Origin of the sequence: Aestuariibaculum marinum, from assembly GCF_014596975.1 — a bacterium.
In the GTDB taxonomy this organism is placed as follows: Bacteria; Bacteroidota; Bacteroidia; order Flavobacteriales; family Flavobacteriaceae; genus Aestuariibaculum; species Aestuariibaculum marinum.
The window spans coordinates 45,997-64,898 of record NZ_JACVXD010000008.1 but is presented as its reverse complement, the minus strand read 5'-3'; the positions used below and the strand labels follow the sequence as shown (position 1 = coordinate 64,898).

General features: G+C 33.4%; 13 protein-coding genes. 12 read left to right on the top strand and 1 reads right to left on the bottom strand.

What is annotated here, in order from left to right:
- The first annotated feature begins 47 nt into the window (after positions 1-47).
- A complete protein-coding gene (locus ICJ85_RS12830; protein WP_188224202.1) occupies positions 48-632 on the top strand; it encodes an HD domain-containing protein in 585 nt (194 codons plus the stop codon).
- A gap of 38 nt (positions 633-670) precedes the next feature.
- Here ICJ85_RS12830 and ICJ85_RS12825 read toward each other — a convergent pair whose 3' ends face one another.
- The gene (locus ICJ85_RS12825; protein ID WP_188224201.1) at positions 671-1,255 is read right to left on the bottom strand and encodes an RNA polymerase sigma factor; all 585 of its coding nucleotides are present in this window, start codon (positions 1,253-1,255) and stop codon (positions 671-673) included.
- 135 nt (positions 1,256-1,390) lie between these two features.
- Between ICJ85_RS12825 and ICJ85_RS12820 the strand changes: the two genes are divergently transcribed.
- From ICJ85_RS12820 to ICJ85_RS12770, 11 genes are all read left to right on the top strand, one after another.
- On the top strand, positions 1,391-2,575 hold the full coding sequence (locus ICJ85_RS12820; protein WP_188224200.1) for a FecR family protein: 1,185 nt from the start codon (positions 1,391-1,393) through the stop codon (positions 2,573-2,575).
- A gap of 252 nt (positions 2,576-2,827) precedes the next feature.
- On the top strand, positions 2,828-6,025 hold the full coding sequence (locus ICJ85_RS12815) for a SusC/RagA family TonB-linked outer membrane protein (protein WP_188224199.1): 3,198 nt from the start codon (positions 2,828-2,830) through the stop codon (positions 6,023-6,025).
- 19 nt (positions 6,026-6,044) lie between these two features.
- The gene (locus ICJ85_RS12810) at positions 6,045-7,493 is read left to right on the top strand and encodes a RagB/SusD family nutrient uptake outer membrane protein (protein WP_188224198.1); all 1,449 of its coding nucleotides are present in this window, start codon (positions 6,045-6,047) and stop codon (positions 7,491-7,493) included.
- A 15-nt stretch (positions 7,494-7,508) separates the two neighbouring features.
- Positions 7,509-8,294: a DUF4843 domain-containing protein gene (locus tag ICJ85_RS12805; protein WP_188224197.1), complete on the top strand. Its 786-nt coding sequence runs from the start codon at positions 7,509-7,511 to the stop codon at positions 8,292-8,294.
- Positions 8,295-8,326: 32 nt separating this feature from the next.
- Positions 8,327-9,817: a PKD-like family lipoprotein gene (locus tag ICJ85_RS12800; protein WP_188224196.1), complete on the top strand. Its 1,491-nt coding sequence runs from the start codon at positions 8,327-8,329 to the stop codon at positions 9,815-9,817.
- A 204-nt stretch (positions 9,818-10,021) separates the two neighbouring features.
- Positions 10,022-10,864, top strand: a complete 843-nt coding sequence (locus ICJ85_RS12795; RefSeq protein WP_188224195.1) for a thioredoxin family protein — start codon at positions 10,022-10,024, stop codon at positions 10,862-10,864.
- A gap of 7 nt (positions 10,865-10,871) precedes the next feature.
- Positions 10,872-11,918 (top strand): TlpA disulfide reductase family protein, encoded by a 1,047-nt coding sequence (locus tag ICJ85_RS12790; RefSeq protein WP_188224194.1) that lies wholly within the window; start codon positions 10,872-10,874, stop codon positions 11,916-11,918.
- Between the two features lie 659 nt (positions 11,919-12,577).
- A complete protein-coding gene (locus ICJ85_RS12785) occupies positions 12,578-15,376 on the top strand; it encodes a M16 family metallopeptidase (protein ID WP_188224193.1) in 2,799 nt (932 codons plus the stop codon).
- A 25-nt stretch (positions 15,377-15,401) separates the two neighbouring features.
- A complete protein-coding gene (locus ICJ85_RS12780) occupies positions 15,402-15,848 on the top strand; it encodes a protein-disulfide reductase DsbD domain-containing protein (protein ID WP_188224192.1) in 447 nt (148 codons plus the stop codon).
- Between the two features lie 17 nt (positions 15,849-15,865).
- Positions 15,866-17,848: a protein-disulfide reductase DsbD family protein gene (locus ICJ85_RS12775; protein WP_188224191.1), complete on the top strand. Its 1,983-nt coding sequence runs from the start codon at positions 15,866-15,868 to the stop codon at positions 17,846-17,848.
- A 19-nt stretch (positions 17,849-17,867) separates the two neighbouring features.
- Positions 17,868-18,866 carry a redoxin family protein gene (locus ICJ85_RS12770; RefSeq protein WP_188224190.1) on the top strand — a complete coding sequence of 333 codons (999 nt, stop codon included), beginning with the start codon at positions 17,868-17,870 and terminating at the stop codon, positions 18,864-18,866.
- The last annotated feature ends 36 nt before the right edge of the window (positions 18,867-18,902 follow it).

Here is an 18,902-nt window from a genome sequence, read left to right as displayed (position 1 = left end):
TTACTTTTGTCAATTCCAAAAGGGATTGGATCATAAAGCACTAGCGTATGAAAGGCTATTTGAAACTAAGAAAACATGCTCTACATATTTTAAATACAGAATTGCCAGAAGAACTTTGCTACCATAACATTATTCATACGTTGGATGTCCTTAATGTGGTTAATAAATACATAAGACGCGAAAAAATAGATGGTTATCATGCTAAATTGCTGCGTGTTGGAGCTATTCTTCACGATATTGGTTTTACAGTGGGAAGAGAAAATCATGAAGAAAAGGGTGTTGTAATAGCAAAACGATTAATGCAACAATATGGATTTCCTGAGGAAGCTATTAAAACAGTAAAAGGTTTAATTATGGCAACAAAAGTCCCTCAAAATCCAAAGACCCATTTAGAGGAAATAATATGTGATTCCGATTTAGATTATCTTGGGCGTCGTGATTTTTATGTTACCGGAGATCAGCTTTTAAAAGAGTTGAACAATCAAGGATTAGATTTAGATGTTGACCAGTGGAATAAAATGCAGGTGGCGTTTTTAGAAGAACACAGGTATCATACTGAGTTTGCAAAAAAATACAGGAAGCCAAAAAAAGTAAAACGAATTAGGGAACTAAAGGATTCTTTAAAAATGTAACAAGGGGTAAAGATACCTGTTGGAGAGGCTTCTTTAAGTTATTTTTTAATATCGAATAGAATAAACAGGATCTCTTTTAATTGTCCTCCAACTAAATCTCTTAAAATTCGGTAAGCTTTGGTTATTTGTCCTTCTACTGTTTTTACCGAAATACTCAGGTATTCTGCAATTTCAGAGTTCGTTAATCCATCTTGTTTACTTAATAAAAAAATCTCTTTACATTTTTTAGGAAGTTCTTCAATGCCCTGTGTTACCATTTCTATTTTTTTTGAAAGTATTTCGGCATTATCATCCTCAATAGTTTCGTTAATTGCTTCAATATAAGTTTCTTCAATAGATTGAAAAGGTTTTTCTTTGCGGTAATGACTTATGAAATTGTTAAAGGTCGATTTATAAAGCAGATTTTTAATAGGTAAATCAGGATTCAGTTTTTTTCTGTATTTCCAAGTTTTTAAAAATGTATTTTGAACAATATCTTCAGCCGCAGCGTGATCTTTAGTAAGGTTGAGGGCGTAAATATAAAGCGGTTTATGGTAGGTATTTATAAGGTGCGAAAAGGCCTCTTCATCTCCGTTTTGGAGCTGACGTATTAAGTTTATGTTATGTTCCTGTGATGCGGACATGAATAAGTTTGTGTCAAAAAAAGAGAAATGTTTCGTAAATGTCACAAAAAAAACAATAAAAAGTAAAAAAAGAAAGAATAAAAGTAAGGGTAGGTGATTTTTGTTGAGTAATAATTAAAAACAAGGTAGCAATACATGTCTAAGAATATAGAAAACATATTATTAAAGTATTTGTCGCAATCTGCATCTCCTGAGGAGTTAAAGGAACTTTCGAAATGGTTGGAGGATTCGAAAAACAAACAAATTTTCAAAGAATTTGTGAAGACCAATTACGCTATAAGTTATAGTGTGAATACACCAAATACGAAAGCTACAGTAGACACTTTATTAAATACAATACGTAAGCAACCTAAGGTATTTAAGTTACAAACCGTATTTAAATATGCAGCTATATTAATTTTATTTATTACGGTTGGGATTGGTATATACAATCAAACAAATAATAATGTAGAAGTTATAACCGAAAATGCCTTAAAGGAAATTCTTCCGGGAGATCAAAAGGCAACATTGGTTTTATCTGATGGTACCATTGTAGATTTGGCGGTGCATCAGGAAGAATTGATTGCTGAGGATGAATTGTCAAGTATTCAAAACACCAAAGAAGGTTTAGTGTATGATGTGTTGGGGGATGCAGATGAGGTAGTAATAAAAGCTCCTAAAATAAATACTCTAAATGTGCCTGTTGGTGGTGTGTATCAAATAAAATTACCTGATGGTACTAAGGTATGGTTAAATTCGGCAACGTCGTTAGAGTTTCCGGAGCGTTTTGTAGGAGAACAACGTGTGGTAACTTTAAAAGGAGAGGCTTATTTTGAGGTCACTAAGAGCAAACGTCCTTTTGTAGTAAAAACCAATTCGGCAGATATCACTGTTCTTGGTACACAGTTTAATGTGTCGTCTTACGATGATGACGAATATTTCTCTTCAACATTGGTTGAAGGAAGTGTCGCCTTAAATTCAAATTTAAAGGATCAAAGCAGTACAATATTAACACCAGGACAACGTGCCGTAATTGAAATGATGAATCCGAGTATAGATGTGGCTTCGGTCGATACTCAAGTTTACACGGCATGGAAAGAAGGTAAATTCTATTTCGAGCGTGAGCGTTTAGAGCAAATTCTGGTAAAAATGAGCCGTTGGTATAATGTAGATGTGATTATAGAAAATGAAAGCTTGAGGAATGAAACATTTACCGGAGTGGCTTATAAGAATAAGCCGGTCGATTACCTGTTAAACATGATTAGTAAAACCACTAAAGTCAATTATATAATAACTAAAAACAACAAAACAGGAAAATATGAAATAGAACTAACCAAGTAACGTTAGCGACTAAAAAAAAAGGGAAATGCTGCAACATTCCCCTTAGTATTTGTTTGCTAATAAAAAACTATTAAAACTCAATTAATTAACAAAACACACAAATTTATGGAAAAAAAGTTAACCACAACAACTTGTAGGTTACTCAGTAAACTCAACCCTTTAATTATCCGATTCATGAAGCGTTCTCTCATGTTATGTATCGCATTTTTTAGTATATCGGTTTTTTCATTTTCTCAAAAAATTACCTTGAAAATGGGGAAAGTTACATTGTACGATGCTCTAAAAGAAATTAAAAAGGAAGCTAATGTAGATTTCTTTTATAGTGATAAAGAAGTAAATGTAGACCGAATGGTTTCTGCAAATTTTAATAATGCTGATGTTGTAGATGCGTTATATACTTTGTTAGGAAATACTTATAATATTCAAAAAACAGAAGATGGTATTGTTTTAATAAGTCCAAAAAACACTGCTTCATTTGAAAATGAGGTAAAAGTAACGGGGATTGTAACAGATGGTTCTGGAATGCCTTTGCCAGGTGTGACTGTTCTTGTTAAAGGAACAAAATACGGAACAACAACAGATTTTGACGGCAATTATGCCTTAACGGTAGACGAAGCATCAACACTAGTGTTTAGTTATATTGGTTATAAAACGGTAGAAGTTGTTTTAGACGGTAAAACTAAAGTAGATGTTGTTTTGCAAGAAGACGTAAGCACTCTGGAAGAGGTTGTGATTACGGGTATTGTAGAACGTAAAAAGGAAAGTTTTACTGGAGCAGTAGCTACAGTTTCAGGAGAAGAATTACAAGCTCTTGGTAATTTAAATGTTTTAGAAAGTTTAAAAACATTAGATCCTTCGTTTATTATAGTAGAAAATAATGCTTTAGGATCTAACCCTAACCGTTTACCTGACATTGAAGTGCGAGGTAAAACAAGTGTGTCTACCGATAATTTAAGAGATGAGTTTGGAAATAGTCCTAATCAACCTTTATTTATTTTAGATGGTTTCGAAACAACACTACGTACTATCATAGATTTAGATATGAACCGTGTGGCATCGATTACCATTTTAAAAGATGCTTCATCTACAGCGCTTTACGGGGCTAAAGCTGCTAATGGTGTTATAGTAGTAGAGACGGTTAAACCAAAATCTGGAAAATTACGTGTTATGTATAATGCAGATTTTAGATTAGAGGTGCCTGATTTAACCGATTATAACTTAATGAATGCTGAGCAGAAGTTAGAATATGAAAGGTTAGCAGGTGTTTATACAGAGGCAACAGGTGGGTTGGCTTATATACAAAAAGGTCTTGATGCGGTTTATAATACTATTTTAGCAGAAGTAGGTAGAGGTGTAAACTCATACTGGTTAAATGAACCTTTACGTGTTGGTACTACCTTAGGACACTCTATTTATGCTGATGGGGGTGACGATGCATTTACATATGGTGTAGGTGTTAATTATAGAGACTTACAAGGTGTTATGGAGGGGTCTAATCGCGAAACTTGGGGAGCCAATATCGATTTAACTTACCGTAAAGATAAACTAAATATAAGTAATAGATTACGTATAAATGGTTACGATGCAAATGAGTCTCAATATGGGTCTTTTGCTAATTTTGGACAAGCTAACCCGTATTTTAGAAAGACCGATGAAAATGGTAGAATTACCAAGTTCTTGGATATAGATGGCATTTTCGAGAGAAATGATTACATTTTTACAAACCCATTATACAATGGCACTTTAAATGGTATCGATAATTCAAATAACCTTCAACTTGTAAATAATTTACAAGCAATTTATACTTTTAATACTAAGTTTAGGCTACAGTCTGGTTTACAAATAACCAAAGCTATTACAACAAACGAAAAGTTTTTACCTCCAGAGCATACAGATTTTATTGATGTTGGTTACCAGCAAAGAGGTAGCTACACTAATACCAGAACAGATAATTTTAGTTATAGGTTAAATACTATGGCTACCTATGCTGAAGTACTTGGTGAAAATCATAAGATAACTACAAACATTAGAGGAGAAGTAGAAGAGAATACTTATGAAAGATTAGGTATTAAAGCGGTTGGATTTCCATTAGGAACAAATGGTAACCCAGCATACGCTTTTAGTTATCAACCTAATTCAAGACCATCAACATCACAAAGTAAATACAGACGTGTTAATTTATTAGCAAGTGCTAACTATGCGTTCGATAATACATACTTTATTGATGGAACTTATCGTGTAGATGGTTCAACATCTTTTGGTTCTAACGAAAAGTATTCACCATTCTGGTCTGTTGGTGCAGGTATGAACTTGCATAAAACGTTTAATATAGATCCTGAAGTTATGTCTATGCTTAAATTAAGAGGTAATATAGGGTCTGTAGGTAATCAAGGGTTTGGGAGCTTATCTTCGGTAACCATTTATGGTTTTGAGCAGTATACAAATGTTTTTGGACAAGCCGTAACAGTAAACACATTAGCTAACCCAGATTTAAAATGGCAAAATACTTTAACAACAAGTGTTGGTATAGACATGACCATGTTAGGAAATCGTTTAAATGCAACATTTAATGCTTTTACTAAAAAAACAGATCCTTTAATTGTTAAAATAGATTTACCATCATCAACAGGGGTTTATAATTATCCAATTAATGCAGGTTTTATGGATACAAGAGGGGTTGAAGCTATTTTAAGGTTCTCACCAATATACATGCCTCAAGATGATTTTACTTGGACTATAGGTGTTACTGCAAGTGCGCTTAAAAATGAATATGGAGGATTTAGTAACGATTTAGCAGGATTAAATGCACAAGAGCTTAAAAGTGCCAGTTTAGTTCGTTACAAAGATGGTTATAGTTCAGACGATATGTGGGCTGTAGAGTCTTTAGGTATCGATCCTGGTTCTGGAAAAGAAGTGTTTTTAACTGCAGATGGTATACCTACTTACGAGTATGATACCGATGATATTAAAGTTATGGGTAATTCAAGACCAACAGTAGAAGGTGTGGTTAGCAGTAATTTACGTTATAAAAATTTAACTATTGGGGCTAATTTCCGTTACCGTGTTGGAGGCGATGTATTTAATAATGCCTTGTATGAAAAAGTAGAAAATATTTCAAGAGACGAACGCTATTATAACCAAGATTTAAGGGCGTTAACAGAGCGTTGGGTACAACCAGGAGATGTCACTCAGTTCAAATCTATTAGTGATATAAGTTATACACCGATTTCTTCTCGTTTTATTCAAAGAGAGAATGTGCTTATTGGAGAATCTATTAATATGGGCTATGATTTTAGAGATTCTAAATGGATAAAATCATTAGGCTTAAGTCAATTAAGAATTAACGCTTATATGAACGATATTTTTAGAATTTCTTCAGTTAGAGTAGAAAGAGGTATTGATTATCCGTTTGCTCAAAATGTATCATTTAGCTTAAATGCAAGATTTTAATAATAAAATAGAATAAAGAATGAAAACATATATAAAACATATTTTGTGTCTATCACTGTGCATTTGGTTTTTGTCTTGCGACGATTATTTAGATGTGCAACCAGAAGATAAATATTTAGAAGAACAATTATTTAGTACTGAAGAAGGTGTATTTACAGCTTTAAACGGTATATATGCAAAAATGGTAGCTCAAAGTGCTTATGGAGGCGATTTAACCATGAGAACTGTAGAGTTGTTAGGGCAACGTTATAATGTAGGAGATAATAGGCATAGGGGATATATTTATGCAAACTATTTGTATGAAGAGGAGGATGTACAAAATAGATTTAACAGTATCTGGACATCTATGTATACTAACATATTAAATATAAATAATTTATTACAAGGGTTAGAAATTTATACAGGTGTATTAAGTGATGAAGAAAAAGCTTTAGTTGAAGGTGAAGCTCATGCTTTAAGAGCCATGTTGCATTTCGATTTATTAAGGTTATTCGGGCCAGTTTATGTTACAAATGCAGAAGACGATGCTATTCCGTATTATACAACGCCAGAAACAGAAATATCTGAAATGCTATCGGCTCAAGATGTTGTAAATGCTGTTTTAAATGATTTATCGTTAGCAGAAACGTTATTAGAAAACGATCCTATTAGAGAAAATGGCCCAATGACAACAAGTTCTTCAGATTTTAGTACAAACTTTTTTAGATATAGAAATTTAAGATTAAACTATTTTGCTGTAAAAGCTTTACAGGCCAGAGTAAACTTGTATGCAGGTAATATTGAAGCAGCCTCGTCAGCAGCTAATACAGTAATAGACGAAGCTTCTACTTGGTTTCCTTGGGTAATTGATGAAGAGATTACAAGTGGAGGAGGAAGTATTGACAGAATTTTCTCTACCGAAGTATTATTCGGATTGCAAAACACAGGTTTGTATAATTTTCAAAGAGATAATTTTGCGGCAAGTCTTAATGAAGAAAGAATTTACGCAGCTTCAACAGCAAGGTTAGAAGAAGATTACGAAAGTATTACAACCGATTATCGCTTTGAGTATTCGTGGTTCGTGTCTACAGAAGCTGCTAAAGATTATAGAACTTTTTTCAAATTTGCCGATATAGAAAATAAGGAAAAAGAGTCAAGATTTATGCAGCCGTTAATTCGTATAAGCGAGATGTATTATATCGCAGCAGAAACTGCAAGTTCAGATGAAATGGCTTTAGAATACTTAAATACTGTACGAAAAGAAAGAGGTATAGGTGAAGGTTTTTTACTTGAACTTGGTGTTGCAGATGTAGAAACAGAAATCTTAAAAGAGTATAAAAAAGAGTTTTATGGAGAGGGACAAATGTTTTTCTATTATAAGAGGAAGAATTTTTCTGAAATCCCTGATGGCTCTTCTGCAGATTATATTACAATGAGTGAGCAACAATATGTTGTTCCTTTACCATTATCAGAAACAGACTTTCGTTAACTAAATATCGTTATTATGAGAAAAATATTAAAAAACATAGCAGTCGCTTTTTTGTTAGCACTAACCATAGTGTCTTGTGGAAAACATGATATAATGACTTTCGAAGGAAATGATGCGATTTATTATAAATGGGCTGTAGAGGGTGTAAATCCGCAATTTTCAGACCCCAACTATAGAGATAGTCTTAATATAACATTTGCATTCGAGCAACCAGATGTAAATGAGTTATTAATTGAAATACCTATTAAAGTACAGGGCTATCCTGAAGCATTTGCAAGAGAAGTAAGTGTATCTGTTATGGATATATCTACAGCTATTGAGGGTACACATTTTAGTTTACCAGCTAAAATAGTAATACCAAAAGACAGTGTGGTAGGTACTGTTCCTGTATCCTTATATAGAACAGCCGATATGAAGTACGAAATGTATTCTATTAATTTAAAATTAAATGAAAATGAGAATTTCACCAATAATATCTTAGAAAATACTATGCATAGTAATGTTGAAAGATTAGTAAGTTATACAGAGTTTCAATTAATAGTGTCAGACATTTTAACACAACCACAATATTGGGACGATAGATACTTAGGCCCCTATTCGGATAAAAAACTGTATTTATGGGCAGAGGTATTAAACATACCAGTACCTAATTGGAATACAGAAAGACCAGACCCTTATACATTTACAGCACAACTTTCGGTGTTTAAACAGTATTTAATTATTCAAGAGCAAAGAGGAACTCCTGTTTTAGAAGAAGATGGTGAACCAATGGTGTTAGGTCCTCGTGCAGCAATTTATTAATAAAGAATAAAATAATTAAAAAACATAGGCTTATGTTAAAATATATAAAACTTAAAAACCTAATACTTTTAGGAATGATAATAGCTTTGTTTTCCTGTATGGAAGATGAAGGGAATTATGACTATCGTGAAATAAACGAAGTTGCAATTACTGGACTTGAAGAAAATTATCAATACTTACAGTTAGATTATTTTGATATTGTTCCAGAATTAAGTTTTACTCAAGGCGAACAATCTAATAAATTTAGCTATAAATGGGAAGCTTTACAGCGTAGTCAAGGAACAGGGGGAGATAGGGTGTTTTTTATCTCGTCTGAGAAAAATTTAACAGAACGTGTTACATTAAACCCAGGTGCTTACGATATTTACTATACGGTTAAAAATTTAGAAACAAATGTAGAAACACAATACACATGTGGCTTAGATGTTGTAACAGCTGTTTACGAAGGTTGGGTTATGTTAACAGATAATAATTCAGGCCCAAGGTTAGATATGCTTTCTAAATTAAATGACGAATATACACCTTTGTATGATGTATTGGAAGGGTCTGGTTTAGAGCTTACCGGAGAACCAGGTTTTGTTTATACAGGGCCTATTGTAAGAGGTTTCTATGGTATATATGTGTCTACATCGGGTAATGGTACGGTTAAGTTAGAACCTAATAACTTTAGCTGGAATGAATCTTATAACATAGCGAATGAGTTTGTAACAAATCAGCCTATAGATTTGGAGGTTGATGCTTTAGGGTCTTCTAACTCTTTATGGGCTTACACTATAAAAGATGGTAATATATATCATTATTATGGGCCGTGGAACAAATACTACGGGGTAAGAGTAAACCATGTTAATAATGAGTTTTTCGAGGCGAGTCCTTGGATTGTTGTTGAGCGTGTATGGAACTATGCTGTGTTTTACGATAATACAAATAAACGTTTTGTAAGAAACGATCAGCTTTATGGTATGACAACCGTTATGCCTAATCCACCAGAATCAAGTAGAAAGTTTGATTATACAACAGGTAAGGATTTGAAATTTATGGTAAGTAATAATTTTGGTAATACTTGGAATGGTACTGTGTTTGCCGTTTTAAATGATCCTTCAGATAATAAAGATTATTTAGCTGTATTCGTTAACTGGAATGGACAGCAAAGACATTACGGCGAAATTGTTGCACCAGATTTCGATAAAGCGACATCTTATGCCGTGAGTCCTAATTATGGGTATTTATTTTATGCTGTAGGTAGTAAGGTTTACCAATACGATTTTACAACTCAGCAAACTAAAACCATGATAGACAAAGGTTCTGAGCTAATTTCGTTAATAAAGTTTGAAAACTATTTTAGCAATAAATACAGCGATTTAAGAAATAAATTAATGGTTTGTAGTTACGATCCATCTGGACAAGATGGTGCAAACGGAACTTTAGAATTTTATGATGTACCTCCAGTAAATGAACAAATTATATTAGAAGAAAGTTATACTGGTTTTGGTAAAATTATGAGTATAGCTTATAGAGAACGTTAATCGTTTTTTCAAAGAATTAATATTTAAAATCATAAAGGGGAAGGTTTTTTTTGAAGTCATCCCCTTTTTTACACTCTACAAATTTATATATAGTATTGTTAGTTAATTGTTTGTTTTTGATTTTGCAAAGCATTAGTAAGTTGTTTAAGGCTTTAAACAAGAAGGTTAAATAGATTTGTAGTAATTACATTAAATTAATTATTAATGAAAAACATTATTAAGCATATTGTTTCAATTACGGTCATAATATTACCGTATGTCAATTTTGCCCAAACAAATTTTTATAAAGCATCTTGGGAAGATGTAGTATTGAAGGCGAAAACTGAAAACAAACTCATTTTTGTCGATTTATACTTTACAGGCTGTTTTCCTTGTGCCCAAATGGATAAAACTATATTTCCAAACGAAAAAGTATCACAGCTTTTAAATCAGGATTTTGTTGCTTTTAAGTCCGATATTTTTAAAGAAGATATAGGTAAACGATTGGCAAGAAAATATGGTGTTACAGGTTTTCCTTCATTTGTGATTTTAGATTCTAAAGGCAATACTATCGATGTTAATTCTGGTTTTAAATCAGTTGAGGAGTTGTTAAGTCTGTTAAATGCGGCCAAGGAAAGATTTAAAACAAAAGACTTTAAATCCTATTCAAAAGCATTAAATATTGATTATCCTGAATTTTATAGTGATGCTTATTTAAAAAATAAAAGAAAAGTATCTTTTGAGGTTGTTGATAGTTATTTGAAATCTCAAAAAGATTTGAATGCAGAAATTCCGTTTGTTATTATAACAGGATTAAGAATCGGTGGCGAGTATGTGGACTATGTTATAAGTCATGCTGATAAATTGGCTAAAGCTTACGGACGAATTCCTGTTAGAAACTATTTGTCGGGTATGGTTAACGTAAAGGCTAAACATTTTGGAACTGAAAACAATCAAAAAGAATTTGAAAATTTATTAAAGCAGGTTAAACCAATATTTACAACTAACGAATGGGATAAATTTGGTTCTGATTTTAAAAAGACTTTTGAAAAAAATAAACAACTATAAAATTGTAATGAAACAGATTAAAACTTTAGCATTATTAACGGCTTTAGGCGCAATGTTTGCTTGCAAAGCAAAGCAACCACACCCCGATTATGTTGAGATAACTGGAAAAATAACCAATGCCAAATCAGAGGTGATTACTGTGTATTCTATGGGTGGGGATAATAAGAAAATTAAAATTTCTGAGAATGGTACTTTTGTAGATAGCTTTAAAGTAAAAGGAGGTAGTAGTAATTATCAATTACTGCTAGATAAAGATAAAGTTATGACGCGTTTGTATGCCGAGAATGGAGCAAATATTCATTTTGAAGCCAATGCAGAAGATTTCATGAACACAGTTAGGTTTACAAAGGACCTTGCAGATTACAACAACTATCAGAGCGAAAAATATAGAATTTTATCATCTGATGTCGGCTTTAATAGTAAAACCTGGTATCGTTTTAATGAAGCTGAATTTGAAGAGCATGTTAATACTTTAAGAGGCGCATTAAATACAGCTCTGAATTCTTATCAAAATATCACTGACGAACAAATAAAAACTGAAAATATTTTTGTAGAACGTTATATTAAAAACATCACCTCAAAATATGAAAAGGAACATAGTTTTGCTACAAAATTAGATAAAGGAAGTGTGTCGCCTGTATTTGAAGATTACGAGAATATTGATGGGTCTAAAACCTCACTTTCCGATTTTAAAGGACAATATGTGTTTATAGATGTGTGGGCAACTTGGTGTACACCATGTAAGGCACAGATACCGTATTTAGAAGAGCTTGAAAAGGAGTATAAAGATGAGAACATCGTATTTGTTAGCATGTCTGTCGATAAACCATCCGATAAAGAAAAGTGGAGTAAAATGGTAAAAGACAAAAATATGTCTGGTGTACAGATATTGGCACCAAACGCTACAAAATCTGAGTTTGCTCTGGCTTATAATATTAATTCTATTCCAAGATTTATATTAATCGATCCGCAAGGAAATATAGTAGATTTTGATGCGCCTAGGCCTTCAAATAAGGAGGCAATTCATAAATTGTTGGAAGTAGTGAAATCTTAAAGTATAATATTCTTTTTTTCTCTTAAGTATTTAGGGTAACTCATTTTAGAGTTACCCTTTTTTAATTTTTTAGTCCTTTTTAGGTTTAAGTCTATAAAATGGTCTGTTTTTGCTGAAGAATCTTTAAGAAAGTCCTCGATAAATTAAAAAAATAAAATTTAACATATTCTTAATAAGGGTAACATTAAAAAAATGCGTCATACAAGTGTTAGTCGTTAAGATTAAAAGCTTAATTGGTGTTGATATAGTTTTAGTTTAGTGCTGTTTAGCCTGAAAAAAGCTAAGTTGTTGGAGAAGAGTTTTTTAAAATTAACAAAAGATTAACAACACCCTTACAAATTTCTGCGTCTTTATTAATGTAGATATTAACTAAGATGGCATTTGTTTTTCATATTTAATTTTGTTTGAGTTAGTCGTTTAAACAGATTGAAAGAAAGGTAAAGAGGGCTGTTTTAAACAGCCCTCTTTTATTAAAAGTTTCTTAAAACTAATCTTAGTTTCTATTCAAAGCTTTAGTTTTGGTTGGTTTAAAATTGTAAGGTAAATATTGAATATAAATTTCTATTAATAATATGGGATAGGTATTATTAATAAAAGTAAAACAAATATTGAACTTTTTTAAATAAATAATAATTAACCAGTTATAAACGCAAAATTAAATGAAAACAGTTTTATCGTATGTTCTAATAGTGGCATCTGTTTTTTGTGTTAGTGCACAAGATTTAAGTCAGCCCTTACCCGTAGATCAAAGCATAAAAAAAGGAGTCCTGCCAAACGGTATGACTTATTACATTAAAAGTACCGATGTTGTTAAAGACGCAGCGAGTTACTATATTATTCAAAATGTAGGTTCAATTTTAGAAAAGGAAAATCAACGCGGGTTGGCTCACTTCTTAGAGCATATGGCGTTTAACGGAACCGAACACTTTCCTGGAAAAGGTATTTTAAACACATTACAAAAGCATGGAGCTGTTTTTGGAAAAGATATTAATGCTTACACATCATTCGATGAGACCGTTTATAACCTAAGCAATATTCCAACTAAAGATGGTTTGGTCGATACCTGTTTAACGGTGTTACAAGATTGGTCTAATTACTTGTTGCTTACCGATGAGGAAATAGATAATGAACGTGGTGTAATTAAAGAAGAATGGCGTACCCGTCAAAACGGACAAATGCGTTTATTTGAGGTGTCTATGCCTGTTACTTTTAACCAGTCAAAGTATGCAGATAGAATGCCTATTGGGTTAATGTCTGTAGTAGAGGGTTTTGAATATAAAGCATTACGCGATTTTTACCACGACTGGTATAGAACCGATTTACAGGCTATTGCAGTAATTGGTGATGTTGATGTTACTGAAATTGAGCAAAAAATTATCGATAAGTTTTCTAAGATTCCTGCAGTAGATAATCCTAAAGAACGTTATACAGTAGATATACCAGATAATGAAGACATGATGTTTAGCTTTGGTATGGACCCTGAAGTATCGTCAGCGTCTATTTCATTCGGAATTCGTCATAAAGAATCTTTAGCCGATGAAACTGTTGGCGATTTAAAACAATCGTTATTAGAGAGTATGGCGATAAGTGCCCTTTCTTCAAGAATTAGAGAGGTGTCACAGAAACCGGAAGCAACCTTTTTATCAGGAAGAGTTGGTTACAGTGGTTTATCAAGAACCTCTAATGTTTTTAGTATGGGGATTTACCCAAAGCCAAATCAACAGAAGGAAGCTTTAACAGAAGTGTTAACTGAAGTTATTAGAGCAGTGAAGTTTGGTTATACACAATCTGAGATTGATCGTGCCATTACTATTTTCAATAATTCTTATCAAAATCAAATTGCTAAGAAAGACGATAGAGGTCATAAAAGCATTGAAAGTACGATTCAAAACAATTACTTGTCTAACTCAACCATGTCTGATATTGAAAAGGAATATGAGATAGCAAAGCAGTTATTCAGTAAAATTACACCAGAAGATGTTCATAATACTATAAAACGTTTATACGCAAAAAACAATCGCTATGTTAACGTAACAGGTGTTGAAGGTCAAGATAATATTACAGAAGCCGAGGTAAGACAAATTATAACCTCTGTGGAAAATGATGATACAATTAAGCCTTATGCAGAAGCTTTAGACGGTAAGACGTTAGTATCAGATTTAAATATTGTTTCAGGATTTATAACTCAGGTATCTCACGAAGAAGAAATTGGAGCGACTACGTTTGTTTTAAGTAATGGTGTGAAAGTACATTACAAGTTTGTTGACAAGCAAAAAGATAGAGTGGCGTTAAAAGCTATTAGTTATGGTGGTGAGTCTCTATTGGATAATGAAGATTTGGCGTCAGCTGGATTTGTGACTAGCTTAATAGGAAGGTCTGGTTTAGGCGATTTCTCAGCAACCGATTTGAATAAGGTACTTGCAGGAAAAACAGCTAGCGTTAACGTTGGTCTTGGCGATATTTCAGAAACGGTTTCAGGTGGCTCAAATACCAAAGATGTAGAAACCATGTTACAGTTAGTGCACCTGTATTTTGTAAAACCGCGTTTCGATGAGAATGCTTATAAAGTGTTAAAAAGTAACCTGGATAACTATTTGTTGAGAAGAGGTAATGATATCGGTGAGAAAATGAAAGATAGTCTTACCTACGCGCTTTACGGTAAAAATAATCCAAAAAAGCGTATTTTTGACCAGGAATATATTGATGATGTGTCGTTCGATAAAATTAAAGCTATTTACGCCGATAGATTTGCAGATGCGTCAGATTTTGAGTTCTTTATCGTAGGAGATGTTAAAGAAGAACAGTTAAAACCTCTTTTGGAAAAATATATCGCTAGTTTACCAACACAAAATACGAAAGAAACTTACAAAGACAATTCAGTAGATTGGATTTCCGATACGATTGATAAAGATATTTACATTGCTATGGAAGACCCTAAAGCGAGTGTAAATGTGGTTTACAAAAAGGAAATGCCTTATGTTAAGAAAAATGTGGTTTACACAAACGTATTAGGAGATATGTTACAATTACGTGTAACTGAAACGGTAAGAGAATCTGAAGGTGGGGCATACAGCCCGAGAGCAGGTGCTAGTTTTTCAAGAGAACCTAAATCTGCTGCTTACGTGAACTTTAGCTTCGATTGTAACCCGGATATGGCAGATCGTCTGGTAGAAATCGTGAAAGAAGAATTGCAAAAAATTGCAGATGGCACGATTAGTGAGGATGACCTAAACAAAACAAGAACAAATTATCTGAAAGAAAACGAGCAGTCAAAAGACAACAATGGGTACGATATGGCTATGCTTACAAGATATTTCAGATATGATGAAAATATTAACGATCCAAAGAATTTTGTTGACATTGTTAAAAACATGACAGCAAAAGATATTCAAAAAATGGCTAAGAAAATCCTTAAGGGGAATAAGTCTTACGAAATCATATTTAAACCAAAACAATAAAACTAATTCTTAACAAGTAATACACATGAAAAAAGTATTTTTATTTTTCGCTCTATTAGCAGCATTTGTTGGTCAGGCACAAATATTAGAGCCAGTAAAATGGAGCACTTCAGTAAATAAAATATCAGCTACAGAATACGAATTAGTAGCTACAGCTACTATAGATGCAGGATGGCACTTATACTCTCAAAATGTTCCGGAAGACGGACCAATTCCAACAAGTTTCGCTTTCGAAGGAAACGCAAATTACCTTAAAAAAGGAAATACAGCAGAAGGAGAAGGACATACTATTCAAGATCCTATATTCGAAATGGAAATTACGTATTTCGAGAAGAAAGCAGATTTTAAACAACGTATTCGCGTAAAAGGTAAAACACCGTTTGAAGTTAAGGGTACAGTTGAATTCATGGTTTGTGATGATAGCAGATGTTTACCTCCTACAGAAGTAGACCTAGTATTCAACGTAAAATAATTTTTTGAAAATCTAAGATGAAGAAATTTCTATTAGTATGCGCAGCTCTAGTGTTATCTACAGCTGCGTTTGCGCAAATATTAGAACCAGTAAAATGGTCAACGGCCGTTGAAAAAGTATCAGATACAGAATACGATTTAGTAGCTACGGCAACGATAGATAAAGGTTGGCACTTATATTCGCAAGATGTTCCTGCCGATGGGCCAATAGCAACATCATTTATCTACGATGATAGTGAAGGGAACTTTACTATTGTAGGAAATACAACTGAAGAAGAAGGACACACGATTCAAGATCCTGTGTTCGAAATGGAAATTAAATATTTCGAAAAGAAAGCAACCTTTAAACAACGTATACAAACCGAAGGGGAAGTGAAATCTGTTTTGGCGTTTGTTGAGTTTATGGTTTGTGATGATACAAGATGTTTACCGCCTACAGAAGTAGAACTTACTTTTAATTTTCAAAGTTCTTCAGCTGCTGTAAGTCCTGTTGAAGCTAAAACAACTCACGAATCAGTAGCTCCAGAAAAAGGCGTAGATACGGAGAAATCGGAGTCCAAAAAAGGATTACTTTCTATTTTTATTCTAGCCTTCTTATCAGGGTTCGCGGCGTTATTAACGCCTTGTGTATTCCCAATGATTCCTATGACGGTAAGTTTCTTTACCAAGCAAAGTAAAAATAAAGCGGTAGGGATTAAGAATGCCATTATTTATGGTATTTGTATCATTGTTATTTATGTTTTATTAGGTACAGCAGTAACTGGTATTTTTGGTGCAGATGCATTGAATGCTTTAGCAGCAAACCCTTGGTTTAACATTGTATTCTTTGTGTTGTTAGTGGTATTCGCTGTATCGTTCTTAGGAGCTTTCGAAATCATGTTACCTAACTCTTGGGCTAACAAAGTAGATTCTCAGGCAGACCGCGGTGGTTTAGTAGGGATCTTCTTTATGGCATTAGCGTTGGCGATTGTATCATTTTCTTGTACAGGACCAATTGTTGGAACTTTATTAGTTGAAGCAGCATCAAAAGGAGGTATTGCACCAATCGTTGGAATGTTAGGTTTCTCATTAGCTATTGCTTTACCATTTGCTTTATTTGCAGCATTCCCAGGATGGTTGAATTCTTTACCAAAATCTGGTGGATGGTTAAATACAGTAAAAGTAGTTTTAGGATTCTTAGAATTAGCTTTAGCATTTAAATTCTTATCGAATGCCGATTATATTATGCAATGGCATGTTTTAGAGCGTGAAGTATTTATCGCAATCTGGATTGCCGTTTTTGGAGCTTTAGCATTTTACTTATTCGGAAAAATTCAGTTGCCGCACGATTCACCATTAACACATATTTCGGTTGGGCGTTTAGGTTTAGGTCTTATTACTTTAACCTTTACAATCTATATGATTCCAGGTCTTTGGGGCGCACCTTTAAATTTAATCAGTGCATTCCCTCCACCACCAAACTATAGCGAATCGCCATATGGTGTAGGTTATAAAAATGCAGGTGGCGGCGTAGCTTCAGCAGATAGTCATGCAGCCCTTCCAGAAGGAGCACACTTAATGGCGCCTCACAACATTATGGCATTTCACGATTACGATACGGGGCTAGCGTATGCTAAAAAAGTTGGTAAACCTGTAATGATCGATTTTACTGGATACACCTGTGTGAACTGTAGAAAAATGGAAAACAACGTTTGGGTAAAACCAGAAATCTTAGATATTTTAAAGAACGATGTCGTTTTAATATCACTTTATGTAGACGATAAAAAGGAACTTCCTGAAGAATTAAAAGTGGAGTACGCCTCAAGACCAGGGAAGTTTATGAAAGACTACGGTGATAGATGGAGTGACTTACAGGCAAGTAGATATAAGGCAAATTCTCAACCGTTCTATGTTATCATGGATCATGAAGAAAAAACCTTAATCGATCCTGTTGGATATACTCCAGATGTAACTGAGTATAAAGCTTGGTTAAACGAAGGAATTTCAAAATTTGGTAACTAGATAATCTAAAACACCAAGCATGAAAAAAGTAATCTATATCTTAACTTTTGCTTTGGCTCTGGTAGCTTGTAAAAAGGAACCGAAAGATTATGTAACGCTTTCAGGAACAATAACGAATCCAAATTCCGATTCTTTATGCGTTGCTCAGCGAAGCATTATTAAAACGATTAAAGTAAATGCAGATGGAACCTTTTCAGATACTTTAAAAGTTGAAAACGGTAGCTATTTGCTGTACGATGGTAAGGAGCGTGCTATTGTTTATTTACAAAACGGATACGACTTAAATATTAAAGTCAATACCAAATCGTTTGATGAGACAATAGCTTATGAAGGAGAAGGAGCGGAGGCAAATAATTTCTTAGCTAAAAAAGGATTGTTAAAAGAAGAATTAATCGATTATAATGAACTTTTTAGTTTAGACAAAACAGCTTTTAATGCAAAACTTGAAGCCAACGATAAAGCCTTTAAGGATTTATTGAAAACGGTTGAACATTTAGATTCTACCTTTGTTAACGGTCAGAAAACAGAGATTGATAGAATTAAACAAGACCTAAACCGTATGTATCAGGAAAAGCTGGCGGTGTCCTCTTTAAAAGGGCAAGAGTCTCCAAAATTTGTAGATTACGAAAACTATGCTGGCGGAAACATGTCTCTTGATGATTTAAAAGGGAAGTATGTTTATATTGACCTTTGGGCAACCTGGTGCGGACCATGTAAACAGGAAATACCTTATTTAAAAGCTGTTGAAGAAGAATACCATAACAAGAATATTACTTTTGTTAGTATTTCTCTGGATAGAAATAGTGCTTACGACACCTGGAAACGTATGGTTAAAGAAAAGGAACTTTCCGGAATTCAGTTATTCGCCAAAGAGGATAACGATTTTGCCAAAGCTTATATGGTATCTGGTATTCCTCGTTTTATTCTTATCGATCCTGCCGGAAATGTGGTTGATGCCGATGCACCAAGGCCATCAAGCAGTAAATTAATTGACTTATTTAAAACTTTAGATATATAATTGAAAGCCTTCTTTATGGAGGCTTCTCTTATAAAA

Excerpts from the sequence above, each read along its gene's own strand:
- ICJ85_RS12805 (WP_188224197.1), top strand. The coding sequence starts at position 7,509 with ATGAGAAAAATATTAAAAAACATAGCAGTCGCTTTTTTGTTAGCACTA.
- ICJ85_RS12775 (WP_188224191.1), top strand. The coding sequence starts at position 15,866 with ATGAAGAAATTTCTATTAGTATGCGCAGCTCTAGTGTTATCTACAGCT.
- ICJ85_RS12770 (WP_188224190.1), top strand. The coding sequence starts at position 17,868 with ATGAAAAAAGTAATCTATATCTTAACTTTTGCTTTGGCTCTGGTAGCT.
- ICJ85_RS12825 (WP_188224201.1), bottom strand. The coding sequence starts at position 1,255 with ATGTCCGCATCACAGGAACATAACATAAACTTAATACGTCAGCTCCAA.
- ICJ85_RS12780 (WP_188224192.1), top strand. The coding sequence starts at position 15,402 with ATGAAAAAAGTATTTTTATTTTTCGCTCTATTAGCAGCATTTGTTGGT.
- ICJ85_RS12820 (WP_188224200.1), top strand. The coding sequence starts at position 1,391 with ATGTCTAAGAATATAGAAAACATATTATTAAAGTATTTGTCGCAATCT.
- ICJ85_RS12800 (WP_188224196.1), top strand. The coding sequence starts at position 8,327 with ATGTTAAAATATATAAAACTTAAAAACCTAATACTTTTAGGAATGATA.
- ICJ85_RS12830 (WP_188224202.1), top strand. The coding sequence starts at position 48 with ATGAAAGGCTATTTGAAACTAAGAAAACATGCTCTACATATTTTAAAT.
- ICJ85_RS12810 (WP_188224198.1), top strand. The coding sequence starts at position 6,045 with ATGAAAACATATATAAAACATATTTTGTGTCTATCACTGTGCATTTGG.
- ICJ85_RS12790 (WP_188224194.1), top strand. The coding sequence starts at position 10,872 with ATGAAACAGATTAAAACTTTAGCATTATTAACGGCTTTAGGCGCAATG.
- ICJ85_RS12795 (WP_188224195.1), top strand. The coding sequence starts at position 10,022 with ATGAAAAACATTATTAAGCATATTGTTTCAATTACGGTCATAATATTA.
- ICJ85_RS12785 (WP_188224193.1), top strand. The coding sequence starts at position 12,578 with ATGAAAACAGTTTTATCGTATGTTCTAATAGTGGCATCTGTTTTTTGT.
- ICJ85_RS12815 (WP_188224199.1), top strand. The coding sequence starts at position 2,828 with ATGGGGAAAGTTACATTGTACGATGCTCTAAAAGAAATTAAAAAGGAA.